This window comes from Streptomyces sp. BBFR2 (genome assembly GCF_044497305.1).
Classification (GTDB): domain Bacteria; phylum Actinomycetota; class Actinomycetes; order Streptomycetales; family Streptomycetaceae; genus Streptomyces.
This window is the reverse complement of record NZ_CP172415.1, coordinates 6899742-6922831: the sequence shown is the minus strand read 5'-3', so window position 1 is coordinate 6922831 and position 23090 is coordinate 6899742. Positions and strand designations below refer to the sequence as shown.

Genomic DNA, 23090 nt, shown 5'->3' with positions numbered 1-23090 from the left:
CGGTGCTCCGTCGTGGAGAAATACAGTGTATCGCTATGAGACGCCGTATCGCAGTGGTCGGGGGCGGCCCCGGCGGCCTTGCCTTCGCCCGTGTCCTGCACCGCCATGGCCACCCCGTCACGATCCTCGAACGGGATTCCGCTCCGGACGCGCGCCCTCCGGGCGGCGCGCTGGACCTGCACGAGGGGCTGGGCCAGCGCGCGCTGGAGAAGGCGGGGCTGCTGACGGAGTTCCAGGCGCTGTCCCGCCCCGAGGGGCAGGCCATGCGCATCCTGGACACGGACGGGACCGTCCTGCGCGACTGGCGCCCCCGCCCGGATGACCGGGCCCATCCCGAGATCGACCGCGGGCACCTCCGCGACCTGCTGCTCGGCCCGCTCGACGTCCAGTGGGGCCGGGGCGTGACGCGGGTGGTGCCGGGGGCCCGGGACGGCGTACGGGTCCATTTCGCGGACGGGCGGCAGGAAACGTTCGACCTCGTGGTCGGCGCGGACGGCGCCTGGTCACGGACCCGCGCGGCCGTCTCGCCGGTGAGACCGCACTACACCGGCGTCACCGCGGTCGAGACCTCCCTGGACGACGTCGGCACCCGCCACCCTGACCTCGCCCAACTGGTCGGCGACGGTTCCATGGCGGTGTACGGGGTGAACCGCTCCCTCGTCGCCCAGCGCAACAGCGGCGGCCACATCAAGGTGTACGCCCAGTTCCGCGCGCCGCTGGACCGGCACACGCATCCGGATCCCGCCGACGCCGAGGCCGTGCGGGCGAGCCTGCTGGACCTGTTCGGCGGCTGGGCCGCTCCCCTCCTCGACCTGCTCCGCCGCGGCACCGGTTTCGTCCACCGCCCCCTCCACGTCCTGCCCGTTTCGCACCGCTGGACCCACGTCCCCGGGGTGACGCTCCTGGGCGACGCCGCCCACCTGATGCCTCCGCTGGGGGCGGGCGCGAATCTCGCGATGCTGGAAGGCGCCGAGCTCGCCGAGGCCGTCGCCGGCGCCCCGGGAGATCCGGACGAGGCCGTCCGCGCCTTCGAGGAACAGATGTGGGCGCGGGCCGGCAGGTGGGCGAAGATCACGACGGCCGGTCTGGAACGCCTCGTCAGCCCGGACCCCGCCGAAGCCCTCGCCCTCTTCGACGAAGTCCAGCCCTCCTGACCGCCGGGCGCGAGAGCCAGCGAACCGGCTCCTGCAACACCTCGACCGCTTCCGTGGCCGCTCCCCTCGGCGGCGTCATGACCCCGGCCAGGGTCATCGAAGTGACGGAGGAAGCGCTGCCGTAGGGCCGCGCCCGGCCGCACCGGCGGCGTCGGCGTGGCCGGGCGGGGACGGCGCCGAGAGCCCGCGGGGCCGGGTGTCCGCCGCCGTGGCGCGGACCGTTCTCCCTGCTCAGAGCCACCCGAGGGCCCAGACCGGCGCGTCGACGAGGGCTGCCGCGTACGTGTCGAAGCCGACGGCCTCCGCCAGGTCCGGGCAGAAGGCGAAGTGTTCCGCGGCGACTTGGCGGGCGTGGCCCGGGGTGCGGGGAGGCCGGGCGACCGACAGGCCGAGGGACTGGGCTTCGAGGGCGCACAGACGCGCGCCGAAGCGCCGGTCCCAGCTTCGTACCAGCGCCGCGACGGTATCGGGGCCGATCTCCGGCTGCCAGCCGCAGGCCAGGATCGCGCGGGCGCCGTCCGTGGCGTCGGTGAGGCCGAGGTACGGGCCCCGGCCGGCGCCGGAGAACAGCGCCCGGACGCCGTCGGCACTGCCGGTCAGTGCCAGGGCGCCGGTGTCGGGATCGTCCGCCGGGCCTGCCGCCGGGGCCATTCCGGGCCACGTCCGGTACGGCAGCCGCGTGTACCGTCCCAGCTCCGCCCAGCCGTCGGCGCCGAGCCGGGCGAGGTCCGCCTCGTCCGCCTCGTCCGTCCCGGCGGTGTGCAACTGGCCGTTGTGCCAGGGCCTCAGCGGCTCCCCGTCGGCGTCGGGGAGCGCGCCGAGCAGCAGCGGCCACAGGCCGCTCTCGCGGCGGTGCGCGTACAACTCGCCCCAGCGGTGCCCGGCCTCCGCCGCCGGCAGGGGCTCGTCGGAGACCCACAGCACCGGGTCGGCCGGGCTTTCCGTACCGGGCCAGGCGTACCGCGGGTCGGGGACGATCAGCCTCCCCGGCGGCAGGCCGCCGGGGAGCTGCTGCGTGGTGAGCGTCATGGCGGGAGGCTAACTTCCGGCGGCGGGCGGCGTTCCGTACCTCATCCGGAGGCGAGGGCGCCCGCCAGGCCGACGACGCCCGCGACGACGGCCGCGGCCGCGCCCGCGAGGACCTCCGCCGGCAGCGCGACGATCGCGAGGGCGATGAGGGCCGCCGCGCCCAGCACGACGAGAGTGCCCTCCAGGATGCCTTTCCAGGGCAGGTCCCACTCCCACGGCGGCTCCCAGCCCCGCGGGTCCCACCAGGGCCGGGGCTTCTCCTGTGGCTGGTGCCGCGGTTGCGGTTGGGGTACCGGCACGGGGTGCGGTGTCGGGTCCCTGGGTTTGTCCTTGTTCTGATAGACGATCAGGCCGTCCTGATTCCCGTTGGGCGAGAAGACGACGTTGTTCGATCCGGGCACCGGGTACACCCCGGTCATGGCCTGGCCGGGCCCCGCTTTCCAGCCGGTTTCGCCCTGGGCCGTCTTCCACTGCTCGAACCGTTTGCTGTAGTGGAGCACCTGGGCCTTGGCCGTGGGCGCCTGCCCGATCGCCTTCACGTCCCAGATCTTGGCGGTCCTGGTGCCCGTGTTCTCGTGCAGGATGTCGATCTCGCCGGCGTTCTTGCTGGGGTCGGGGTTGGCCGGGTACCGGTCCTCCGCCCGCTTGTAGCTGCCGCCGGGGAGGTGGACCGTCTCGCGGATGGCGCCGCCCGACACCTGGGCGCGCAGCGCCTTGGCGGCGACGTGTTGGGCGTTGTCGTGCGGCTCACGCCAGTTGATGCCGGGGCCCGCCGCGAGCCGGGTGACGGATCCGTAGACCTGCCGGCGCGAACTCTGCAGCCGTTGGGCGACCGCGCTCTCCGCCGCCGTGCCGCCGGACCGCACCGCCCAGGCACGCATCTGGAGCGCCGCCCCGGGGCTGGAGAGCAGCCCGCGCGGGTCGGTGCGGTTCAGCGGGTCGTTCCGGGTGTAGGCGTACGGGTTCTCCGCGCCTCCCGGTCCGGCCTTCTCGGTGGTGACCGGGTCGCGGGAGGTGTAGCGGCCCAGGCCGGTGTAGTACAGCCGGGCCCGGAGGTTGAGGATGCCGCCGAGTGCCTGCTCACCGCGGTAGCCGAAGCGCGGGAGCCGCGGCGCGGGCAGCGGGGAGCGCCCGCGGTCGCAGGGGGCGTGGTGCGGGCAACGGTCGTGGTCGTGGTGGTCGTGGTGGTGCTCGCCGTGGTCGTGGTGGCCGTCACCGTCGTGGCCGTGCTCGCCGTGGTCGTGGTGGCCGTCACCGTGATCGTGGCCGTGTCCGTGGTCGCCGTGGTCGCCGTGCTGCCAGTGCGACCGGCCGCAGCAGCCCGGGTGGCCGTGGCCGTCCCCGCCGGGCTCCCCGAAGAGCCCGTAGCTCTCGGCCTGCGCCCAGGCGCGCGTGCGGTGTGTGCGGATCGTCGAACCGTGGATGTCGCGGTGGAAGTTCTCGCTGCCGCCCCGCCAGGTGGCGAACGTGCGGCCGTATCCGTAGCTGAAGTCCGCGTTGAACGGGCTCGGGTGTCCGCGTTCGGTGTCGGCCAGCTCCGGGTCGGCGCGCTGGCTGAGGATCTGCGGTACCTGCTCCGGGCTCCACCAGTAGCGCACCGACGCCGAGCGCACCTCGTCGCGCCGCCGGTCGGTGTGGGTGAGCACCAGCCGGGTGAGCAGTCCGTCGCCGTTGTAGGTGGCCACGGCCTCCTCCCGCGGAGCCCCGTCGTCGGTGACCGCCCTGACCGGCCGTCCGAAGCCGTCGTACGTGAGGCGCCTGCGGCAGTCACCCGTACGGATCTCGGTGAGGCGGCCGGAGGAGTCGTACGCGTAGCGGGTGTGCAGGCCGTGCGAGCTGGAGGAGAGCAGTTGGTCCGCGGCGTCGTAGCGGTAGTGCGTCTCGCTGTCGCCGTGGCGCATCACCGTGCGGTTGCCGACCGCGTCGTAGGTGTGGTCGAGGGCTCCGCCCGGGTTCTTTGTCCACGGGCCGTGGGTCTCGTTCGGCTGGTGGACGGTGGGCTCGGGGTGGTTGTCGCCGTGGCCGTGGCGGGGCTGCCAGGGCCACGGGGTCATGTCCCAGCGGCGGGCGGCGGCCAGTTGTCCGAGCCGGTCGTAGCGGAAGGAGCGGAACGTGCTGGTGGCCGGGGTGGTGTCCCGTTGGGTGAGGATCCGGCCGTCCGGATCGTGGGTGAGGTCGGTTCGGGCCACCGGCCTGCCGTCCTGGAAGACCTCGTACTGCCGCAGCCGGTCCTGGTCGTAGGCGTACCGGCGTGCCGTCCGCTCCGGGAGTTGTTCGGTGAGCAGCCGGCCGTCCGGGTCGAGTGCGTACTGGGCGCTGCCGGCCTTGGAGTCCTTCATGGCGATGAGCCGGCCGTTGGGGTTGTGGCGGTAGTCGACCCGCAGGCCGTCCGGGTAGCCGAGCTGTGACAGGTGGCCGGCCTTGCTGTAGGCGGCTTTGATCACGCTGCCGTCGGGCTCGGTGACGCGGGTGAGGTTGCCGACCTTGTCGTGGTCGAAGCGGGTGGTGCCGGTGGCATCGGTCATACCGGTCCGGCGTCCGGCCTTGTCGTAGGCGTAGGTCACCTCGGTGCCGTCGTCCGCCCGCCGGCGGGTGAGCCGGCCGTCCTTGTCGTAGCTGTAGTGCTCGGAGTCGCCGTCCGGGCCGGTGACCCTGCTGAGGTTGCCGGCGCGGTCGTACGCCCGGCGGGTGGTCCGTCCCAGCGGGTCGGTCACGGCGGTGACCCGGCCCGCCTTGTCGTACTCGTAGCGGGTGACGGCGCCTTTCTCGTCGGTGACCGAGATCAGCCGGCCGGTCCGGTCGTAGCCGTACTGGGACTGGTTGCCCTCGCCGTTGATGACGGCCGTCAGCCGGCCGGCGCGGTCGTAGCGGTAGCGGGTGGTGATGCCCGACGGGCTGGTCTGTGCGGTCCTCCGGCCGAGTTCGTCGTAGGCGAAGCGGGTGACCCAGCCGCGCGGGTCGGTGCGGGTGATGAGCCGGCCGGAGGCGTCGTACTCGCTGCGGGTGGTCAAGCCCGCCGGGGTGGTGACGGCGAGGGGGCGGCCGTCGGCGTCGTAGGCGGTGCGGGTGATGCCGCCCTGGCGGTCCTCGACCTCGACCACCTGGCCGCGGCGGTCCCGCCGGATCTTCGCCGACTCGCCCGCGGGGTCGACGAGTTCGTCGAGGTAGCCGCTCCGCGTCCAGTGCTGCCTGGCCAGTGAGCCGGTCGGGTCGAGGACGCGCACCGGATTGCCGGACGCGTCGTGCTCGATCTTCCACCGGCCGCCCTCCGCGTCGGTGACGCCGGTGGGGCGCCCGGCCCGGTCGTAGCGGTAGCGGGTGGTGCCGCCCTCCGGGGTGGTGACGGACGTGACGCGGCCGACGGCGTCGTACCCGGTGCGGGTGATGCCGTTGGGGTCCTCCGTCTCCGTGGCGTTGCCGTCCGCGTCGTAGCGGAAGTGCGTCTCGGTGCCGACCGGGTCGGTGGTGCGGACGACCTGGCCGAGGGAGTCGTGGGCGTAGGTGGTGACGCCGCCCTCCGGGTCGGTGGTTTTGACCAGGTTTCCGTCGGCGTCGTACTCGTGTGTGGTGGTGCTGCCCATGACGTCGGTGACGGAGGTCTGCCGGCCGGCGGCGTCGTAGCCGAACGTCGTCTCCCCACCGGCCGGATCGGTCTGCCGCAGCAGCCGGCCGCCCGGCGACCACTCCTGGCGGCTCTCCTCGCCGAGCGGTCCGGTGTACGAGGTGGTGCGGCCCTGGGCGTCGTAGGTCCAGCGCAGCGGGCTGCCGCTGGGCAGGGTCGCCTCGGTGACGTTGCCCGCCCGGTCGTAGGCGTAGCGGGTGACCTTCTCGTCGGGGTGGGTGACGGAGGTGAGTTCGCCGCGCTCGCCGTAGTGGTAGCGGGTGGTGTGCGCGTCCGGGTCGGTCACGACGGTGACCAGGCCGTTCTCGATCGTCCGCTCGGTGACGGCGTCGCCGGGCTCCGTGATGCGGGACGGCACATGGCTGTCGCCGGTGTACGCGTAGCGGGTGGTCGTGCCTTCCGCGTCCGTCACGCCGGTGAGGCGGTCGTGGCCGTCGTAGCGGTACGCCGTGGTCGCGCCGGCGACGGTGGACCGGGTGAGGTTGCCGCGGTCGTCGAAGCGCTGGGTGACGTCCGTGCCGCCCGGGGAGGTCCCGGCGACGAACCGGCCGTTCTCGTCGTAGCCGAAGGTGGCGGTCCGCTCGTGCGGGTCGGTCAGTTCGACCAGCCGGCCCCGGGCGTCGCTGCGGTGGGTGGTGCGGGCGCCGGAGGGCTCGGTGGTGACCGTGGTGACGCCCGTGCCGTAGGCGAACACCGTCCTGCTGCCCGCCGGGTGTTCCTGGCGGATCACCCGGCCCGCGTCGTCGTAGACGTTGGTCACGGCCACGGTGCCGTCGGGGTCCGTCTCCTGGCTCAGCCTGCCGTTCGCGGCGTAGGCGTACCGCGTGGTGGCGCCCGCCGCCGGGCCGGTGACGGCGGTCAGCCTGCCCTCACCGTCGTGGTCGTACGCCACCGCGCGCCCGTCGTCGGCCTCGGCCCTGGTCAGGCGCCCGGCGCCGTCGTAGGAGAAGGACAGGCCGCGGCCGAAGGAGTGTGCGGCGTGCTGGAGCCGGCCCTCGGCGCCGTAGGTGAGGGTGACGCGCCGGCCTTCCCGCTCCAGGGCGGTCAGCCGTCCGTCTCCGTCGAAGTGCCGACGGGCGCCGTTGTTGGCGCGGAGCGTCCAGCCGCCCTCGTCGTCCCGGGTGAGGTCCGCGTCCAGGTCCTGCGGGCGCCGGTAGCCGCCGTCCGGACGGCGGAGGAAGAGCAGTACCCGCCCGTCCTCGCTGTGGAGTTCGACGTTCCCGCTCCGCTGCTCCTCCAGGCGGGTGCCGAGCGAGGTGGTCCAGCCGCGGCCGAACGGGCCGCCGGACGTGCCGAGCGAGTTGTATCTGCGGGACCAGTCCAGCAGCCCGAGCAGCGTGGCGGGGAAGGTCAGGTCCGTCGCCTCTTCGGTGTAGTTGCCGGTCGCGGTGGCGACGTTGTCACCGCCGAAGCCGTAGCCGGGCGTCCGGCCCAGCAGTTCACGAACGGGCCTGGCCAACGGTGCTCCCGTCGGTGCGGTCATCGATGCCCCCTCTTCGGCCGAGGGGCCACGCTCCGCCGGCAGTGCCCCCGTGGCTGGAGTTGATCCCCCGCATGACACCAGCGCGCCACCGCGGCCGCAAGACTCCTGCGAGCCATGCCGGGGCCTGTCCGGAGCCTCGCGGACCGGGCACACGGCGGTCGGCCGGAACGGACGCCGGCGCGTACGGCCTGCCCGGCGTCCGGCATCCGGAAGCCCCGTGGAGGGCGCGCGGCGGGCGGGCCGGCCGTGGCTGATACGGGCCTTTGGGCGGCTCCCTCGGCCGGGGAGCGGAGCGTCCCCGGCCCGTTGCCGCGAGATGCCGGTCCCGGCGGGGAGCCACGCATCGGCCGGATCGCGGCCCGAGTGGACGGGCCGTCACCCGCGGGGGCTCAACACCCGCTCACCGGGCCGGAGCCGGGAGGGGCGACGGCCGCCACTCGCGCCTGAGCAATCCGAAAACCCACGTGTCGGACACCTCACCGTTCACGACGCACTCTTCCCGCAGCGTCCCTTCCCGCACGAATCCGGTCTTCTCCAGGACCCGGGCGGAGGCCAGGTTGCGTGTATCGGTCTCGGCCTGGACCCGGTTCAGGTCCAGTGTGCCGAACGCCCATCGCAGCAAGGCGTGCGCGCTCTCCGTCGCGTAGCCGTGGCCCCACATCGTCTCGTCGAGGCAGTAGCCCAACGACGCGCTGCGGTAGTCCGGGTTCCGTTCGGTCAGCCCGCACCAGCCGACGAAGGCCCCGTCACGGGCACGGTCGATGGCCACCCGCACCCCGGCGCCTTCGTCCGCCGCCTCCCGGCACCTGTCGATGAAGCGAGTGGCGCGGGCCCGCTCGCTCCACGGAGGGGAATCCCAGTAGCGCATCACGGAGCTACTGCTGTGCAGCGCGAAGAGAGGGTCCGCGTCGGCGTTGGTGAAGGGGCGCAGCCGCAGGCGGGAGGTGTGCAGTACAGGGGTGGCCGAAGTCATGCCCGCCATCTTGCGTCCTCAAGAGGCGGGCAGACACCGGATATCCGGTCCCGGGGTGATGCCGCGAGGGCCGGGGGCGCAGGGGGCGGCGATCCCCTACGGGGTGGCAGGACGCCGGTGACCTGCGTCATGTCCGGAATCCGTGCCGCGCAGTACGCTGAACGCATGATCCCGCTCGTTCGCCGCCGCCACGTGGACTACGTCCGCGTCACGAGCACGGGCTGTCGACGCTCCTTCTGAGCGGTCCGGCCCGCCTTTCTTCCGCGCCGTTCCGGCCGCTTCTCAGCCGTACGTCTCACCTCCCTCAGGCACCTGTGCCCGCCACACCCCGGCGGCGTACGGGCGCCCCGTACACCCTGCGGACGCATCATGACGAACGTATCGACGCCCCACGCACCGGACCGGCAACTGCCGGTCATCGACCTCTCCGCCGCCGACCGCGGCCCCCGGGCGCGGGCCCGGCTGCACGCGCAGTTGCACGGTGCCGCGCATGACGTGGGGTTCTTCCAACTGACCGGGCACGGGGTCACCGACGACGAGACGCGGCGGCTGCTCACCGCCATGCGGCGGTTCTTCGCGCTGCCCGAGGAGCAGCGGCTGGCGATCGACAACGTGCACTCGCCGCACTTCCGCGGCTACACCCGGACCGGCGACGAGCGCACCGGCGGCCGGCAGGACTGGCGGGATCAGCTGGACATCGGCGCCGAACGTCCGGCCCGCGCACCGGGGCCCGGCGAGCCCGCGTACTGGTGGCTCCAGGGGCCCAACCAGTGGCCCGCCGCGCTGCCGGAGCTGCGGACGGCCGCCCTCCGCTGGGTCGAGCGGCTCAGCGGTGTCGCCGAGAAGCTGCTGCGCGAACTGCTCACCGCGATCGGCGCCGACCCCGCCTTCTACGACGGCATCTTCGGCGCGCACGCCCACCCCCATCTGAAACTCGTCCGCTACCCGGGCGGCGCCGGTGACGGCGCAGGTCAGGGGGTTGGCGCCCACAAGGACTACGGCTTTTTGACGCTGCTGCTCCAGGACCGGATCGGGGGTCTCCAGGTGCAGCGCGAGGACGGACTCTTCCACGACGTGCCGCCGCTCCCCGGCGCCTTCGTCGTCAACCTCGGTGAGCTGCTGGAGGTCGCCACCAACGGCTACCTGCGGGCGACCAACCACCGGGTCGTCTCGCCTCCCGGCACCACCGAGCGGTTCTCCGTGCCGTTCTTCTACAACCCCCGGCTGGACGCCCATGTCCGGCCCCTCGTCTTCCCGTACGCCGCGGCGGCTCCCGGCGTCGTGGAGGCGCCGGACAACCCGCTCTTCGCCGAGTACGGCTACAACGAGCTGAAGGGCAAGCTCCGGGCCCACCCCCTGGTCGCCCGGCGGCACCACGCGGAGCTTCTGACACCGGCGTGAGGAGCGTTCTCCTGGGGTGACGGCCTTCGTCCCGCCCGGCGGGTGAGGCGGAGGCCGTCCCAGCAGGGTCGCGCGGGGGCGCGGCCACGCGGCGGCGCTCCGGCCCGTACCGGTGTGAGGTGCCTCTCCGGGCGGACGGTCCTGCCGGTACCCGAGGCACCGGGGACGATCACGGTCGCTGTGCGCGGCGCGGGGGTCACCCGTGCCGAACTGACCGGTGAATCACCGGAGATCGCTCCCGATCCGCGGCCTCGAACCGCCGGAGAACCGCGGCGTGCGCCGGAGTACGATGGAATGGCGCTTTGCGTATTTCGGGAGAAATATCCTGCCGTCCCCGACAGCGGAGCGGAAAGTATGGGCGCAGAAGAAGAGGACGAGACGGAGCGGGCCCGGCGCTCCTCCGGCGGGCGGACCGCCGAAGAGCCCGGCGACGCCCCGGACAGCCACCGGGCGGACGACGCCGGCGGGAACCACGCGGAGAACCGCGTCACGGCCGCGCGTGCCATGCGGTACGCGGTCGAGCAGTTGCGGGAACTGCTGGGGCGGGCCCCCGAAAGCGTCTCCACGGTCAAGCCGACCGAGGAGGGCTGGGAGGCGGCCGTGGAGGTCGTGGAGGTGGCGCGGGTTCCCGACACCACCAGCGTGATGGCGAGCTACCGGGTGGCGCTGGACGAGGAGGGCGGACTGGTCGCCTACGAGCGCGTCCGCCGCTACACCCGAGGACAAATCGATCCGCGAATGTAGGACCTGACCTGGTCACCGCGGCGGTCCGTACGCCTACGGGCGGCGTTCGCCGCCGAGCGGCCCCGCGCCGCCGGGCGACCGGGAGCGGCCCCTGAAGGGAGCCACCGTGACTGTGGTGCCGCAAAGCGGAGGAGCCGTGGCGCGAGGAGGTGGGGCGAATTCCGGAAATCTCTACGACATTCTCGATCTGATTCTCGACCGTGGCCTGGTCATCGACGCCTTTGTCCGTGTCTCGCTGGTGGGCATCGAAATCCTCAAGATCGACGCCCGGATCGTCGTCTCCAGCGTCGACACCTATCTGCGCTTCGCCGAAGCCTGCAACCGCCTCGATCTGGAAGCCGGAGCCAAGAAGCCCGAGGAGCTGACGGATCTCGTCGGCGACATCACGGAGGGCGGCTCGCGCGGCAAGGCCAAGGGCGCCCTGAGCGGAGCCGCGGAAGCGATCACCGGGGCTCTCAAGGAAGGCGGCTCGGACCGCGGGGACGAGCCCGAGGAGGAGCCGGAGAGGGAACCCGTACGGAAGCGGTCCCGGCCGGCGCCTCGGCCGAGCCCGCGCCGAGGGGGCTGAGCCATGACCGTCTACGTCTACTCCGTCGTTCCGGCCGCGCATCCGCAGCGCCTGGACGGTCTGCCGGGGGTGGGCGACCCGCCGGCCACGCTGCGCACGGTGCGCGGCGGCGAGCTGTCGGCCGTGGTCAGCGACGCCCCGGAAGGTCTGCGCCCCAAACGCCGCGACCTCGCCGCGCACCAGGACGTCCAGGAACACCTGAGGGCCGAAGGCCCGGTCCTGCCCCTGCAGTTCGGCTTCACGGCCGAGGACGACGAAGCCGTCCGCGCGGTGCTCCAGGAGCACGCCGAGACGTTCGCCGAACGGCTGCGGGTGGTGGCGGGCCGTGCCGAGTACCACCTCAAGGCCGCCCGGGAGGAGGACGCGCTGCTGCGTGAGGTGCTCGCGGAATCCGACGAGGCGCGGGCGCTCAACGAGCGCATCAGAAACGGCACGGGCGGGCCGGACCTGCCGCTCGCCCTCGGTGAACTGGTCGCCCGGGAGGTGCAGATACGCAAGGACCGGCTCGCCGCCACCGTGACCGAGGCGCTGCGCCCCCTCGCCCGTGAGGAGAGCGTCTCACCGCCGGCCGGCGACGACTTCCTGAATGTGTCCTTCCTGGTGGACCGGGAGAACGAAGAGGAACTCCGTAGTGCGGTGCGGAAACTCTCGGCCGACATGGGCGACGACGTCGATCTCCGGCTCCGTGGCCCGCTGCCCGCCTACAGTTTCGTCTAGGGAGCACCCATGGGCCTGCTGACGCAGATCGCCACCCTTCCGCTGGCGCCGGTGCGCGGCGTGGTGTGGGTCGTGGAACGCGCGGTCGAGGCCGCGGAGGAGCATTACTACGACCCCGAGCCCGTCGAGCGGGAACTCGCCGCCCTGGAGCAACGGCTCTTGGCCGGCGATATCGACGAGGCGGAATTCGACCGGCGTGAGGACGACCTGCTGGACCGGCTCGAAGAAATCCGGGCCCATTTCCAGCCCGACCCGTACCGCGATACAGGGTGATGCCGCCGTGACCGCACCCGTCCCCCGCAGAATGAGCGAATCCCCGTCCAGGGCCGCCCCGTACGGACAGGGGTCGTCGGCCAATCTCGCCGACATCCTGGAGCGGGTTCTCGACAAGGGCATCGTCATCGCGGGCGACATCCAGATCAATCTTCTCGACATCGAACTGCTCACCATCAAACTGCGCCTGCTGGTCGCCTCGGTGGACAAGGCGAAGGAGATGGGCATCGACTGGTGGGAGCACGATCCCGCGCTCTCCTCACGGGCGTCCGACGGCTCCCGGGCGCTCGCCGACGAGAACGCGCGGCTGCGTGCCGAGGTCGAGGCGTTGCGGGAGCGGACCGAGCTGCCGCCGGACGAGCCCGCTCGGAGCAGCCGGGCCCGGCAGCGCGGCGCCCTCCCGTCCCGGGCCCCGCGCGGCGGACGGGCGGCCGCACCCGAGCCCCGCGGCAGAAGGCGGGATGAGGCATGACCGGGGACCTCCTGTACGCGTATGCCGTCGCGCGGGACCCCGACGGCACGCCGGCGACGGAACTGGCCGGGGTGACCGGGGTGGCGGGCGCGCCGGTGCGGCTGGTGCGGGCGGCGCGGGGCGATGACACCGTGGTCGCGGTGAGTCCGGTGCCGGCGCGGGACTTCCGCGAGGAGGCGCTCCGGGACCGTCTGGAGGATCTGGAGTGGCTGGCGGAGGTCGCCCGCGCCCACCACCGCGTCATCGAGGCGCTGGCCTGCCGCGGCACCGTCCTGCCGCTCCGGCTGGCCACGGTCTACCTCGACGAGGAACGCGTACGGCGGATGCTCGCGGCCGGCCGGGAGGCGTTCGCCGCCCGGCTGTCCGAACTGACCGGTCAGGTCGAGTGGGGCGTCAAGATCTACGTCGAAGGGTCCCCGGATACCACGGCCCCGCCCACGCCGTCCGCCGGGGCGGAGCTGAGCCCGGGGCGCGCCTACCTCAGCCACCGCAGAGCACAGCGGCACGCCCGCGAGGACGCGTACCGGGAGGCCGGGCGGGTGGCGCGCGACGTGGAGAGCGCGGCGCACCGCCACGCGGCCGGCCGGGCCCGGCACCGGCCGCAACAGGGCGAGTTGGCCCGCGGCCCCGGGGAGAACGTCGTCAACGACGCCTATCTCGTCCCCCGGCGGGCCGCCGACGCCTTCCGCGCCGACGTGCTGCGGGCCGCGGAAGGCGCGCCCGGCGTCCGCGTCGAGGTCACCGGGCCGTGGGCCCCGTACTCCTTCGCCACCTCCCCCGGCGCCGGGCCGGAGACGGGGGCCGGGCCATGAGAGCGGTGGACGGGACACCGGCCGCGGCGGAAGGGCCGTTGCCCGACCGGCAGGTCGCGCTGATCGATCTGCTGGACCGGCTGCTCAGCGGCGGTGTGGTCCTCACCGGCGATCTGGTGCTCTCGATCGCCGACATCGATCTGGTCCGCGTCTCGCTCAACGCGCTGATCGCCTCCGTCAGCGAACAGGCGCCCGTTCCGTGGGCGTCCCTCCCACCCGTACGTGACGGCCATGAGGGGTGAAGGACGCGACCCGCGTGAACGCTTCGACGACGTCGCCGACGCGGCGACCCGCGCGTTCCGGCTGCTGCCCGCGGCACCCGGGGACACCGCCCCCGCCGGTGACCGGGCGCACCGCGCGGCCCACCGGGTCACCGCCGACCCCGACACCGTCGAACGGGATCTGATCCGGCTCGTCCTCACCCTCGTCGAACTGCTGCGGCAGCTCATGGAGCGCCAGGCGCTGCGGCGGGTGGACGCCGGGGACCTCACCGAGGAGCAGGAGGAGCGGCTGGGCTCGACGCTGATGATCCTGCACAGCCGCATGGTGGAACTCTGCGACCGGTACGGCCTGTCGATGCGGGACCTCAATGTGGATCTGGGGCCTCTCGGACCGTTGCTGCCGCCGCAGGAATAGCGGGGAAAGGAGGGCCGGAAGACACAGAAGCCGGGCCGGGGCCGGACGGAGCATATGCGTGCGCCAGGTCCCGGGACCGTTTCCCTCCATTCTTGAGAGGCACTCATGGACAACGGCACGAAAGTCTCTCTCACCGCCGCCATGGCGGCCGGATACCTCCTGGGCAGGACCAGGAAGGGAAAGCTGGCCATCGGCCTCGCCTCGTTGGTGGCGGGCCGGCACATTCCGCTCAGCCCACGGGAGGCCGTCGGTCTGGGTATGCGGAAGCTGGCACAGAATCCGCAGTTCGCGCCCCTGATCGAACAGGCCCGGGGCGAAGTGCTGGACGCCGGGCGCACCGCTCTGTCGGCCACCGCCAACCGCAGCCTCGAATCCCTCGCCGGCGCGCTGGAACAGCGCACCAACGCCCTGCGGGAGCCGGTGGAGGACGACGGTGCGGAGCAGGAGGACGCGGCGGCGGAAGTCACGGCCGAGGAAGGCGAGGAGGAGGCCGGAGAAAAGGCCGGAGAAAAGGAGAAGAAGGCGGAGGGGGCGCAAGGAGGCCGTTCGGAGAAGAGGCGGGCCGAATTTGATGAGGCGGGGAAGGCCGCTGCGAAGAAGGGGGCGGCACAGAAGTCCACGGACAGGAAGCCCGCCGCGAAAAAAGCGGCCGCGAAGAAGGCTCCGGCCCGTCACAGCCGTAGGAGGTAGCTCTCATGACGAAGAACGAGCGCGATCCGGCGGACGGGAACGCATCCGGTCTGGACCAGGTCAAGGAGCAGTTGTCCGCCTACCTCACGGCGCAGGGCCGGCGGATGATCGATTCGGCCGCCGGGAAGCTGACCGATCTCACGCAAGGGCTTGAGAACACGGCCGAAGGCGGCGGGGGCGATCTCGTCGAGATCGGAAAACGGGTGCTCGGCGGCGAGAATCCGGTCAAGGCATTCGTGGGTGAGAAGGCCGGCACGGTCAAGGACAAGGTGGTGGACTCGGTCAAGAACGCCTTCGGGGGCGGTGGCGGAAAGTCCGGGAAGGCGAAGGTGACCAATATCGTGGAGTCCGTGGATATCGGTGTTCCGCTGCGGACGGTGTATGACCGGTGGACCGAGATCGAGGAGTTCAGTTCCTTCACCAAGGGGGTCACCGGCGTTTCGCGGAAGGACGAGACCGACAGCGACTGGAAAGCCAAAATCGCTTTCTCCCAGCGCAGTTGGCGGGCCACGGTCACGGAGCAGATACCCGATGACCGGATCGTGTGGACCTCCGAGGGTGCCAAAGGGACGACCCACGGCGCGGTCAGCTTCCATGAACTCGCGCCGACCTTGACCAGGGTCATCGCCGTCGTCGAATACACCCCCGCCGGATTCTTCGAGAAGACCGGCAACATCTGGCGCGCACAGGGCCGTCGTCTGCGTCTGGACCTCAAGCACTTCCAGCGGTACGTGACCTTCGCCGAGGACGGGGAGGCCGAGGGCTGGCGCGGTGAGATCCGTGACGGGGAGGTCGTCCGCACCCACGAGGAAGGGCTCCGGGACGATGAGGACGAGGCCGGCGGGACGGAGGAGGAGGGTGAGCCGCCCGAGGCGGACGACGACTACGAGGCCGACGACGAGGAGCGCGACGCCGGGGACGGGCCCGAGGAGTCGTGACGCGGCCGCGCGGCGGGCGGCAGCGGCTCGCGCAAGGCGCTGCGGCCCGCCCGCCAGGCGGTGAGGAGATGGCGGGCGAGCCGGTCCTCGACGTGTCCGGTGGCGTGGATGCCGAAGGCGACATCGGCTTCGAGCGCGGGTTCGTCCCGCAGCAGGCCGCCGATCACCTCGCGGCGGACCACCTGCTCGTGGACGGCGTCGGCCAGGACGTGTTCGGCGTAGAAGTGTTCGGCGGCGGGTCCGGCGCCGGTGCGGCGCATGGCCTCGGCCAGGCGGCGGGCGCCGGGCGGTGAGGTGATCTCCACGGTGGCGAAGTGGCCGACGAGCGCCCCGCGCAGCGACCGGTGCAGGCCCAGCAGGGACATCAGGTTGACGGTGGTGAGCGCGGCGGCCGGGGCCAGGTCGACGTAGTGGCCGTAGCGGGTCTCCAGGCCGAGGTCGGTCATGAGGCCGGCGAAGAGCCGGGCGTGGATGTCCTCGGCGCGGCCGGCGCCGAACTCGTCGAACTCGATGGCCGCCAGGCCGGCTTTGGCCTGCCCGCGCAGCCGCGGCAGGGCCCAGGCGTGCGGGTCCGCCTCCTTGAGGTGGTACAGCGACCGCAGCGCCGCGTACTCCCGCAACTGGCCGAGGCCGCCCCGGTGGTGGAGGTGGCGGGAGACGTCGGTGCCGTCGTCGGCGGACGGTTCGGTCAGCAGGGCGGACAGTGCGGCGGCCAGGCCGGTCGTGGGGACGTCGGCACGCAGGGCCGCGAGGAAGGTCTCCTCCAGCGGGCGCCGCACGGCGAGGAGTTCCGGTTCCCATTCGAGGTCGTCGTCGACGCCGTCGAAGCCCCGGTAGTGGAGTTCGTAGAGGACGTACAGGGCGGTCTGCGGGTCGGCGCCGTAGGGGTCGGCGCGGCGGATCTCGTCGTCGGAGGGGAGGCGGCCGCGTCCCTCGCGCAGCCGGGAGATGACCGCGGCCGACAGCGGTCCGCGCGGCCGGGGCAGGGGCGGGGCGGCGGGGTCCGTGGTCATCGGGGGCCGCTCCCGGGCGCCGCCGGTGGTGTGCGGTCCGTGCCGGGTGGCGGCTTCGGCTGCCGCCGGTGGCTGGTGTCGCACCACGGGTAGTCGCGGCTGCGGCGGCAGGTGCACAGGGCGACGGTGAAGCGGTCGGAGACGGCCACCTCCCCGTCGTCGCCGGTCACCTCGACCGGGCCCTCCACCAGGACCGGGCCGTTGCGGGTGAGGGTGACGCGGCGGGGGCGTTCAGCGCTGTTCGGCACGGATGATCACCAACTCCTCCGTCTCCTGCGCGGGGCTCAGCAGCCCTTCGCGGCGCAGCCAGGCGTACCGGGAGCGCAGCACCGGGCCGAGCGGGACCGCCGTCCGGTCGATCGCCGTGGCCCGGAGGCCCGCCGAGGTCAGGCGGGCGAGTGTCGCGGGGGTGCCGCAGAGGGCGGAGTGCACCATCAGCAGGACGCCTCCGGGGCGCAGCGCGCGGGGGGCCGCGTCGCAGATGCGGTCGATGTGCAGCCGCCCGTCGCGTCCGGCGTCCCAGGCACGGGCCGCGGCACGGGCGGGCCGGCTGCCGGGCGCGGGCACATAGGGCGGGTTGGTCACGAGGACGTCGAAGGTGCGGCCGTCGAGTGCGGTGGCCAGATCGCCGCGGTGGACGCGGACCCGGCGGCGGCACAGCCAGGCGTTGAGGCGGGTGGAGAGGACCGCGGGCCAGGCGATGTCGACGGCGGTGACCTGGGCGCCGTACCGCGCCGCCGCCACCGCGAGCGCCCCCGTGCCCGACCCCAGGTCCAGCACCGTGCTCCCGGCGCGTACCCCTTCCCGCTCCAGGGCCCGCAGCAGCAGGCGGGTGTCGTCCTGGGGCGTGTAGACGCCGGGCAGCGCCACCAGGGGAAGGCCGGGAAGCCGGATCTCCGCGCTCATCTGCACCTCCGCGTCCTGCGACCGGGGAGAGTTGCGCCGGAGGGCTGCCGGTCCGGCGGTCACACTCCTCCCATGGTGCGGAAGGCAGCGCTCCCGGGCCACTCGGCCGTCCGTGCGGGCGCCGGGGCCCGGCCCGGGCCCCGTCGCGCCCACCCGCCGTATGCCGCACAGTGGAAGAGGGGCCGGCTCCCGCCGTGGAAGACACCGCCGGGAGCCCGGGAGCCGCCGTGATCGGCGCTCCGCCGTCGCCCCCGGACATTCCGCACGCCGGACACGGTCCGGTACCTGCCACCGCCCCCGAGGGACAGGAAAGCGCATGCGTTTCGGCTCGCCCGGCCCGACCGCGCGCGGCATCGGGCCGAAACCGCCCTCCCGGCCCGCGCCCCCGCGTGAGCCGCCGTTCCCACCGGACCCCGAGGCGCCACGGCCTCCGCCGCCGGACACGCCGCCACCGCCCCGGCGCCCGCTCTTCCCGCCCGACCCGGAGGCGCCCCGGCCGCCCGGGCCCGACCGTGGGGACGCGCCGCCGGACTCCGGCACGGCACACGGACGGTGCCGCTCGCCCGGCAGCCCGTACGGCCCCGGCGCCTGACCGGCCGCAGCGCCCGGCGCACGGCCGTCGCCCCGCGCGGACGACGGCGCGAAGGAGATCCCGCCCCTGACCGAGGAGGACCCATGCCCGCAGGTTCCAGCAAGAAGCGCGAGCGGCAGTACGAGCACATCAAGGAACAGGCCGAGGAACGCGGCACCTCGACGCGGCGCGCCAAGGAGATCGCCGCGCGCACCGTCAACAAGGAACGCGCCCGCTCCGGCGAGGCGAAGTCCGCGAGCAAGGTCTCCACCCAGGACCCGAAGTCCGCACCGCAACGCGGCGGCGAACGGTCGCACAAGGGCCCGCAGGGGCCCACCCGCGACCAGCTCTACGAGGAAGCGAAACGCAAGAACATCGAGGGCCGCTCGAACATGAACAAGGCCGAACTGCGCAAGGCCGTCGGTAAGTAGCTTCCCCGGGGAAGGGCCCGCCGCCGGGAGCGCGGGGCCGGGCGCCGCTTCGCCGTACGTCCCGCGCCCCGGAGCGCCCTGAACGCGGTACGCCCTTCTCCCGCACCGCGGGGTTCGGGCGGGCCGCCGCGGCGCGTCACCCCCGGAAGCTGTCCGGGTCCGCCGCCTCCCAGTCGCGGCGCCATGCGGACGGCGGCCCGGTCAGCAACTGCCCGGGTTCGAGCCAGGTGTACAGCTCGCCGTACGACAGGACGGTGCGCGGGTCCAGACGGCGGCGGAGTTGGTGCGGGGCGAGTTCGCCGGGGTGCCGCACGCCCATGGACGCCATGATCTGCAGGGCGCTGCGCACGGTGGCCTCCTGGTAGCGGCGGACCCGTGCGGACTTGTCGTCGACGTCGAGGGCCCGGGTGCGCCACGGATCCTGGGTGGTGACGCCGACGGGGCAGGTGTTGGTGTGGCAGCGCTGGGCCTGGATGCACCCGAGGGCGAACATCATGGCGCGCGCCGCGTTGGTGTAGTCGGCGCCCTGGAGCAGCCGCTTGACCAGATCGGCGCCGGTGGCGACCTTTCCGCTCGCGCCGATCCTGATGCGCTCGCGCAGCCCGGTGCCCACCAGGGCGTTGTGGACGGTGATCAGCCCTTCGGTGAGCGGGGTCCCCAGATGGTCGGCGTACTCCAGAGGGGCCGCGCCGGTGCCGCCCTCGGCGCCGTCCACGACGATGAAATCGGGGGTGACTCCCTCCTCGCACATCGCCTTGCAGACCGCGAGGAATTCCCGCCGGGAGCCCACGCAGAGTTTGAATCCGGTGGGTTTGCCGTCCGCCAGCCGCCGCATCCGCGCGATGAACCGGACAAGTTCACGGGGTGTGCGAAAGACCCGGTGGTAGGGGGGCGAGATGACGGTGCGGCCTTCGGGGACCTCGCGTACCCGGGCGATCTCGGCGTTGACCTTGCCGCCGGGGAGCACTCCGCCGATGCCGGGTTTAGCGCCCTGTGACAGTTTCAGCGACACGCATTTCACCTGGGTGTGCGCCGCTTTACCGGCGAAGTCCCGTTCGTCGAAGTCGCCTTCCGGGGTGCGGCAGCCGAAATATCCGGTGCCGATCTCCCAGACCAGGTCGCCGCCGTGCCGCAAGTGGTATTCCGACAGCCCGCCCTCGCCGGTGTCGTGGGCGAATCCTCCCTGTGCCGCGCCGCGGTTGAGGGCGAGGATCGCCTTCGAGGAGAGCAAACCGAAGCTCATCGCGGAGACGTTGAGCAGCGCCATGTCGTACGGGCGGGTGCAGTCCGGACCTCCGATCCGCACCACCGGCTTCTCCTCCGGTACGGGTACCGGGGCCATCGACGGGACGAGGAATTCGTATCCGGCGAGGTAGACGTCACGTTCGGTGCCGAATGCCTCCTCGGCTTCGGTGCCTTTGGCGCGCTGATAGACGATGCTGCGGACATCGCGGTCGAAGGGGCGGCCGTCGAAGTTCCGCTCGATGAAGTACTGCTGCATTTCCGGGCGGATGTACTCCATCAGATAGCGCAGATGTCCCAGCACCGGATAGTTGCGCAGCACCGAATGCTTGCGCTGCACGACATCTCCCACCCCGAGCAGCGCGGGCGGCAGCAGCAGCCCGGCCGGCACCCACCACCAGGGCGAGGACACCAGAGCCAGGATCCCGGACGCCACCGCGGCCAGCACGGTCATTGCGACGCTCATCATTCTGAACACCCGCCGAGTCAATCGCATTCCAGTCACCGGGTGGCGTAATTCTCGCCCCTTCGGCCTGCCGTGCCGGTCGGTGAGACGGCCCGTCGGCTCCGCCACAGGGACCGAATCCGGCGCCGGTACGCGAGCAGGCGGCGAGGGGAATCCGCTCCCGTCGGGTGAGGTGCCCCTACGAGAAGCCCGTGACCCAGGGGGCCTGTTTCCCCCTGGCCAGGCATCGAGCGGATAGCCCGTCAAGGGGCTTGTACTGAACTCCCTGCAGATTTCCCGGTATTGACAATTATTCAGGTCGCGCGGAAGGGGATCGTGACAGGAACCGGACATTCCATCGAACTGGCTGTGACCGGCCCCGCGATAGAAATGATGTACGCACGGGAAAGAGCGTCCTGACCACACACCACGCACCTGATACGCGGACAGCTCCGGGGAACCCTCACGAGGAAAGAGCCCCATCCGCGAACGTAGCGCGTTCCGCCGGTCACGGCCGCGGATCGCGCCGCCCGCCGGATCGCTGAAACACCTCCCGACAGCCGAAAAGGCCCCACCGTCGAGCAGGCCGGGGGGCCGCAAAGCCTTTCCCCTTCCGCGTCCCCGCCTCCGCCATATCGCCGCCACGACGAAGGGACTCACCCCTATGCCCATCAACCTGACCCGACGCTGGGCCGAGCGGGTCCGTGAGCAGAGGTGGGGCGATCGTGTCGCCTTCCTCGCGGATGCGGACGCCTGGACGTACGACCAGGTCTTCGACGGTGCGGCGCGCGCCGCGAGCGGATACCGGTCGGCGGGTCTGCGGACCGGCGACCGGGTGCTGCTCGCACTGCCCGACAGCGTCGAGCTGGTCTGGTGTCTGCTGGGCGCCTGGCAGGCCGGACTCGTCGCGGTGCCGGTCAACGTGCAGATGAGCCGCGAGGACCTGACGCGGGACGTGGCGACCGCCGAGCCGGCGCTGATCGTGGTGGACCCCGGCACCGCCGGCTGGCTCGACGACGCGGGGCTCGCGCCGACCACCGGAGCCGGGACGCTGGTCGCGGCGGAGCCCGACACCCGTTTCGGCGAGGGCGGGGACGCGCCGGCACTCGCGCTGTTCACCTCCGGTACGACAGGCGCGCCGAAGCTGTGCTTCTTCCGCCACGGCGACCTCGTCGCGATGCGCCTCCCCGAGGGGCTCGACACCTGGGGCGACGTCTGTATGTCGGTCTCACGGATGTACTTCCTGGGCGGGCTGAGCATCACGCTGTTCGCCACGCTCGAAACCGGGCGGACCGCCGTGCTCTCCCGGCCGCGTGCCACCCCGGCAGCGGCGATCGCGTTGATGCGCCGGCACGAGGTCACCACCCTTTTCGCCCAGCCCAGCTTTCTGGCGCGGCTGCTCCTGGAGCCCGGGCACGCCGAGGCGCTCGGACAACTGCGCCGGGCGATGAGCGCCGGGGAGGTCCTCACGTCGGGGCTGCGCGCCAAGCTGCTGCCGGTCCTCGGCGACCGGCTGTTCAACACCTACGGCATCACCGAGATCTGCGGCTTCGCCCTCGTCGGCCGGCCGGTGGTTCACGACGCCCCCGCGGCCGTCGGCGTGCCGATCACGGGTCTGAGGGTGCGCGTCGTCGACCCCGAAGGCCGCGAGGTGCCCGAGGGCGGGCGGGGCGAACTGCACATACGGGTTCCCTTCGCCACGCGTGGCGTCGCCCGGGGCGGCCTCGGGCCCGCGCCGCTGGCCGGTACCTGGTGGCCGACCGGGGACCTGGCCTCGCTCGACGGACAAGGGACCGTGCACGTCCACGGCCGCCTCGACGACATCGAGGTGATCGGCGGGCAGAACGTGGTGCCGGGCGAGATCGAACGGCTCCTGGAAAGCCATCCGCGCGTCCTCGAAGCAGCCGTCAGCGCGGTCCGGCGCCCGGCCGGGGACACGAACCTGCGCGCCTACGTGGTCCGCATCGCCGACGACGGCCCGGACGGCGCCACGGACCCCGAAGAGCTGGCCGGCGAACTCATCGGCCTCACCCGCTCGCACCTGTCCTGGTACAAGGTCCCCCACGACGTCGTCTGGCTGGACGCGCTCCCCCGGAACGGCAACGGAAAGGTCCTTCGCCGAAAGCTCCGCGCGGACGGCGGTCAATACGCCTGACCAGCCCTGATCACCTCGGAGCTGCGGTGAGCCGCGGCACGGCGGGAAGCGCCTCACCGCCGGCCGGGCGCGAAGCGAGGTCCGGAAGCGGAGGCGCCGCGGACCGCACCTTACCCACCTGCCGATTTGCCTATAGGTCGTAGGCAGATACATACTCCCGATAGGGCAATCGAGAGTAGGTGATGGTTGTGGTCCGGGCAGGACTGAACCCGGAGCGGCTGACGCTCGCCGGTGCGGAACTCGCCGACGAGACCGGCTTCGACGAGGTGACCCTGTCGGCGCTCGCCCGGCGCTTCGAGGTGAAGCCCGCGAGCCTGTACTCGCACCTGAGGAACTCCCACGAGCTGAAGACCCGGATCGCACTGTTCGCGCTGGAGGAACTCGCCGACCGGGTCGCCGACGCCGTGGCCGGCCGCGCGGGCAAGGACGCCCTGACGGCCTTCGCCAACGCCTACCGGGACTACGCCCGCGCACATCCCGGCCGGTACGAAGCGGCCCGGTACCGGCTCGATCCGGAGACCGCCGCGGCCAGTGCCGGCGTCCGGCACGCGCAGATGACACGGGCGATCCTGCGCGGCTACGACCTGGCGGGGCCCGACCAGACGCACGCGGTCCGCATGCTGGGCAGCGTCTTCCACGGCTATGCCGCTCTGGAGGCGTCCGGCGCCTTCGACCACACGGACGTCGCCACCGAGCAGTCCTGGGCCTGGACCCTGGACTCCCTCGACCTCGCACTGCGGAGCCGGTCCGCCTCCTGACCCTCCGCGTGCCACCGGACCGGCGCATCCCCGTACCGCCCCCGCTCCCCCGCACCC

At 72.7% G+C, this 23090-nt stretch carries 22 protein-coding genes; 15 read left to right on the top strand and 7 right to left on the bottom strand.

The annotated features are described in order from the left end of the window. Window positions 1-35 precede the first annotated feature (35 nt). Window positions 36-1154: an FAD-dependent oxidoreductase gene (locus tag ACGH2B_RS28710; RefSeq protein ID WP_399096131.1), complete on the top strand. Its 1119-nt coding sequence runs from the start codon at window positions 36-38 to the stop codon at window positions 1152-1154. A gap of 231 nt (window positions 1155-1385) precedes the next feature. Here the strand turns inward: ACGH2B_RS28710 and ACGH2B_RS28705 are convergent, their stop codons facing one another. The 3 genes from ACGH2B_RS28705 to ACGH2B_RS28695 all read right to left on the bottom strand — a co-directional run bounded on the left by ACGH2B_RS28705 (window position 1386) and on the right by ACGH2B_RS28695 (window position 8261). Beyond that, entirely contained in the window at window positions 1386-2183 is a 798-nt protein-coding gene (locus ACGH2B_RS28705; protein WP_399096128.1) for a DUF4253 domain-containing protein, read from the bottom strand. Between the two features lie 41 nt (window positions 2184-2224). After that, window positions 2225-7288, bottom strand: coding sequence for a DUF6531 domain-containing protein (locus ACGH2B_RS28700; protein ID WP_399096125.1), 5064 nt, complete (start codon window positions 7286-7288; stop codon window positions 2225-2227). A gap of 400 nt (window positions 7289-7688) precedes the next feature. Next, window positions 7689-8261 carry a GNAT family N-acetyltransferase gene (locus ACGH2B_RS28695; protein ID WP_399096122.1) on the bottom strand — a complete coding sequence of 191 codons (573 nt, stop codon included), beginning with the start codon at window positions 8259-8261 and terminating at the stop codon, window positions 7689-7691. Between the two features lie 369 nt (window positions 8262-8630). Between ACGH2B_RS28695 and ACGH2B_RS28690 the strand changes: the two genes are divergently transcribed. From ACGH2B_RS28690 to ACGH2B_RS28640, 11 genes are all read left to right on the top strand, one after another. Further along, complete coding sequence (locus tag ACGH2B_RS28690; RefSeq protein ID WP_399096119.1) at window positions 8631-9662, top strand: isopenicillin N synthase family dioxygenase; 1032 nt, start codon at window positions 8631-8633, stop codon at window positions 9660-9662. 354 nt (window positions 9663-10016) lie between these two features. Continuing rightward, a complete protein-coding gene (locus ACGH2B_RS28685; RefSeq protein ID WP_399096116.1) occupies window positions 10017-10406 on the top strand; it encodes a gas vesicle protein in 390 nt (129 codons plus the stop codon). Window positions 10407-10512: 106 nt separating this feature from the next. Continuing rightward, window positions 10513-10974, top strand: coding sequence for a gas vesicle structural protein GvpA (locus tag ACGH2B_RS28680; protein WP_399096113.1), 462 nt, complete (start codon window positions 10513-10515; stop codon window positions 10972-10974). Between the two features lie 3 nt (window positions 10975-10977). Beyond that, window positions 10978-11691: a GvpL/GvpF family gas vesicle protein gene (locus tag ACGH2B_RS28675; RefSeq protein ID WP_399096110.1), complete on the top strand. Its 714-nt coding sequence runs from the start codon at window positions 10978-10980 to the stop codon at window positions 11689-11691. 9 nt (window positions 11692-11700) lie between these two features. Beyond that, window positions 11701-11964 carry a gas vesicle protein GvpG gene (locus ACGH2B_RS28670; protein ID WP_399096107.1) on the top strand — a complete coding sequence of 88 codons (264 nt, stop codon included), beginning with the start codon at window positions 11701-11703 and terminating at the stop codon, window positions 11962-11964. A gap of 31 nt (window positions 11965-11995) precedes the next feature. Then, the gene (locus tag ACGH2B_RS28665; protein WP_399096104.1) at window positions 11996-12436 is read left to right on the top strand and encodes a gas vesicle protein; all 441 of its coding nucleotides are present in this window, start codon (window positions 11996-11998) and stop codon (window positions 12434-12436) included. Further along, window positions 12433-13248 (top strand): GvpL/GvpF family gas vesicle protein, encoded by an 816-nt coding sequence (locus tag ACGH2B_RS28660; protein ID WP_399096101.1) that lies wholly within the window; start codon window positions 12433-12435, stop codon window positions 13246-13248. The genes ACGH2B_RS28665 and ACGH2B_RS28660 overlap by 4 nt, the downstream gene beginning before the upstream one ends. After that, window positions 13245-13490, top strand: a complete 246-nt coding sequence (locus tag ACGH2B_RS28655; RefSeq protein ID WP_399096098.1) for a gas vesicle protein — start codon at window positions 13245-13247, stop codon at window positions 13488-13490. The genes ACGH2B_RS28660 and ACGH2B_RS28655 overlap by 4 nt, the downstream gene beginning before the upstream one ends. Then, window positions 13480-13884 carry a gas vesicle protein K gene (locus tag ACGH2B_RS28650; RefSeq protein ID WP_399096095.1) on the top strand — a complete coding sequence of 135 codons (405 nt, stop codon included), beginning with the start codon at window positions 13480-13482 and terminating at the stop codon, window positions 13882-13884. Before ACGH2B_RS28655 ends, ACGH2B_RS28650 begins: the two co-directional genes overlap by 11 nt. 105 nt (window positions 13885-13989) lie before the next feature. Further along, window positions 13990-14574 carry a hypothetical protein gene (locus tag ACGH2B_RS28645; protein WP_399096092.1) on the top strand — a complete coding sequence of 195 codons (585 nt, stop codon included), beginning with the start codon at window positions 13990-13992 and terminating at the stop codon, window positions 14572-14574. A gap of 5 nt (window positions 14575-14579) precedes the next feature. After that, the gene (locus ACGH2B_RS28640) at window positions 14580-15512 is read left to right on the top strand and encodes an SRPBCC family protein (RefSeq protein WP_399096089.1); all 933 of its coding nucleotides are present in this window, start codon (window positions 14580-14582) and stop codon (window positions 15510-15512) included. Here ACGH2B_RS28640 and ACGH2B_RS28635 read toward each other — a convergent pair. Genes ACGH2B_RS28635 through ACGH2B_RS28625 form a run of 3 tightly spaced genes read right to left on the bottom strand, consistent with a single transcriptional unit; the run spans window position 15458 to window position 17431 of the window. Beyond that, window positions 15458-16525: an iron-containing redox enzyme family protein gene (locus tag ACGH2B_RS28635; RefSeq protein ID WP_399096086.1), complete on the bottom strand. Its 1068-nt coding sequence runs from the start codon at window positions 16523-16525 to the stop codon at window positions 15458-15460. The two genes, ACGH2B_RS28640 and ACGH2B_RS28635, sit on opposite strands and share 55 nt — an antisense overlap. Further along, entirely contained in the window at window positions 16522-16773 is a 252-nt protein-coding gene (locus tag ACGH2B_RS28630) for a CDGSH iron-sulfur domain-containing protein (protein ID WP_399096083.1), read from the bottom strand. The genes ACGH2B_RS28635 and ACGH2B_RS28630 overlap by 4 nt, the downstream gene beginning before the upstream one ends. Then, on the bottom strand, window positions 16757-17431 hold the full coding sequence (locus ACGH2B_RS28625) for a HemK2/MTQ2 family protein methyltransferase (protein WP_399096080.1): 675 nt from the start codon (window positions 17429-17431) through the stop codon (window positions 16757-16759). The genes ACGH2B_RS28630 and ACGH2B_RS28625 overlap by 17 nt, the downstream gene beginning before the upstream one ends. Window positions 17432-18106: 675 nt before the next feature. Between ACGH2B_RS28625 and ACGH2B_RS28620 the strand changes: the two genes are divergently transcribed. Continuing rightward, on the top strand, window positions 18107-18433 hold the full coding sequence (locus ACGH2B_RS28620; protein WP_399096077.1) for a plasmid stabilization protein: 327 nt from the start codon (window positions 18107-18109) through the stop codon (window positions 18431-18433). 136 nt (window positions 18434-18569) lie between these two features. Here ACGH2B_RS28620 and ACGH2B_RS28615 read toward each other — a convergent pair whose 3' ends face one another. After that, on the bottom strand, window positions 18570-20144 hold the full coding sequence (locus ACGH2B_RS28615; protein WP_399096074.1) for an FMN-binding glutamate synthase family protein: 1575 nt from the start codon (window positions 20142-20144) through the stop codon (window positions 18570-18572). 640 nt (window positions 20145-20784) lie between these two features. Between ACGH2B_RS28615 and ACGH2B_RS28610 the strand changes: the two genes are divergently transcribed. Both ACGH2B_RS28610 and ACGH2B_RS28605 read left to right on the top strand, forming a co-directional pair. Further along, on the top strand, window positions 20785-22275 hold the full coding sequence (locus tag ACGH2B_RS28610; protein ID WP_399096071.1) for a class I adenylate-forming enzyme family protein: 1491 nt from the start codon (window positions 20785-20787) through the stop codon (window positions 22273-22275). A 188-nt stretch (window positions 22276-22463) separates the two neighbouring features. Beyond that, on the top strand, window positions 22464-23033 hold the full coding sequence (locus ACGH2B_RS28605; RefSeq protein ID WP_399096068.1) for a TetR/AcrR family transcriptional regulator: 570 nt from the start codon (window positions 22464-22466) through the stop codon (window positions 23031-23033). Window positions 23034-23090: the final 57 nt, after the last annotated feature.

What these genes read in the sequence shown, in the direction of transcription:
- ACGH2B_RS28640 (WP_399096089.1), top strand. Translation starts at nt 14,580, where the DNA reads ATGACGAAGAACGAGCGCGATCCGGCGGACGGGAACGCATCCGGTCTG.
- ACGH2B_RS28705 (WP_399096128.1), bottom strand. Translation starts at nt 2,183, where the DNA reads ATGACGCTCACCACGCAGCAGCTCCCCGGCGGCCTGCCGCCGGGGAGG.
- ACGH2B_RS28625 (WP_399096080.1), bottom strand. Translation starts at nt 17,431, where the DNA reads ATGAGCGCGGAGATCCGGCTTCCCGGCCTTCCCCTGGTGGCGCTGCCC.
- ACGH2B_RS28620 (WP_399096077.1), top strand. Translation starts at nt 18,107, where the DNA reads ATGCCCGCAGGTTCCAGCAAGAAGCGCGAGCGGCAGTACGAGCACATC.
- ACGH2B_RS28635 (WP_399096086.1), bottom strand. Translation starts at nt 16,525, where the DNA reads ATGACCACGGACCCCGCCGCCCCGCCCCTGCCCCGGCCGCGCGGACCG.
- ACGH2B_RS28700 (WP_399096125.1), bottom strand. Translation starts at nt 7,288, where the DNA reads ATGACCGCACCGACGGGAGCACCGTTGGCCAGGCCCGTTCGTGAACTG.
- ACGH2B_RS28655 (WP_399096098.1), top strand. Translation starts at nt 13,245, where the DNA reads ATGAGAGCGGTGGACGGGACACCGGCCGCGGCGGAAGGGCCGTTGCCC.
- ACGH2B_RS28690 (WP_399096119.1), top strand. Translation starts at nt 8,631, where the DNA reads ATGACGAACGTATCGACGCCCCACGCACCGGACCGGCAACTGCCGGTC.
- ACGH2B_RS28670 (WP_399096107.1), top strand. Translation starts at nt 11,701, where the DNA reads ATGGGCCTGCTGACGCAGATCGCCACCCTTCCGCTGGCGCCGGTGCGC.
- ACGH2B_RS28675 (WP_399096110.1), top strand. Translation starts at nt 10,978, where the DNA reads ATGACCGTCTACGTCTACTCCGTCGTTCCGGCCGCGCATCCGCAGCGC.
- ACGH2B_RS28685 (WP_399096116.1), top strand. Translation starts at nt 10,017, where the DNA reads ATGGGCGCAGAAGAAGAGGACGAGACGGAGCGGGCCCGGCGCTCCTCC.
- ACGH2B_RS28645 (WP_399096092.1), top strand. Translation starts at nt 13,990, where the DNA reads ATGGACAACGGCACGAAAGTCTCTCTCACCGCCGCCATGGCGGCCGGA.
- ACGH2B_RS28660 (WP_399096101.1), top strand. Translation starts at nt 12,433, where the DNA reads ATGACCGGGGACCTCCTGTACGCGTATGCCGTCGCGCGGGACCCCGAC.
- ACGH2B_RS28695 (WP_399096122.1), bottom strand. Translation starts at nt 8,261, where the DNA reads ATGACTTCGGCCACCCCTGTACTGCACACCTCCCGCCTGCGGCTGCGC.
- ACGH2B_RS28650 (WP_399096095.1), top strand. Translation starts at nt 13,480, where the DNA reads ATGAGGGGTGAAGGACGCGACCCGCGTGAACGCTTCGACGACGTCGCC.
- ACGH2B_RS28665 (WP_399096104.1), top strand. Translation starts at nt 11,996, where the DNA reads ATGAGCGAATCCCCGTCCAGGGCCGCCCCGTACGGACAGGGGTCGTCG.
- ACGH2B_RS28615 (WP_399096074.1), bottom strand. Translation starts at nt 20,144, where the DNA reads ATGATGAGCGTCGCAATGACCGTGCTGGCCGCGGTGGCGTCCGGGATC.
- ACGH2B_RS28710 (WP_399096131.1), top strand. Translation starts at nt 36, where the DNA reads ATGAGACGCCGTATCGCAGTGGTCGGGGGCGGCCCCGGCGGCCTTGCC.
- ACGH2B_RS28610 (WP_399096071.1), top strand. Translation starts at nt 20,785, where the DNA reads ATGCCCATCAACCTGACCCGACGCTGGGCCGAGCGGGTCCGTGAGCAG.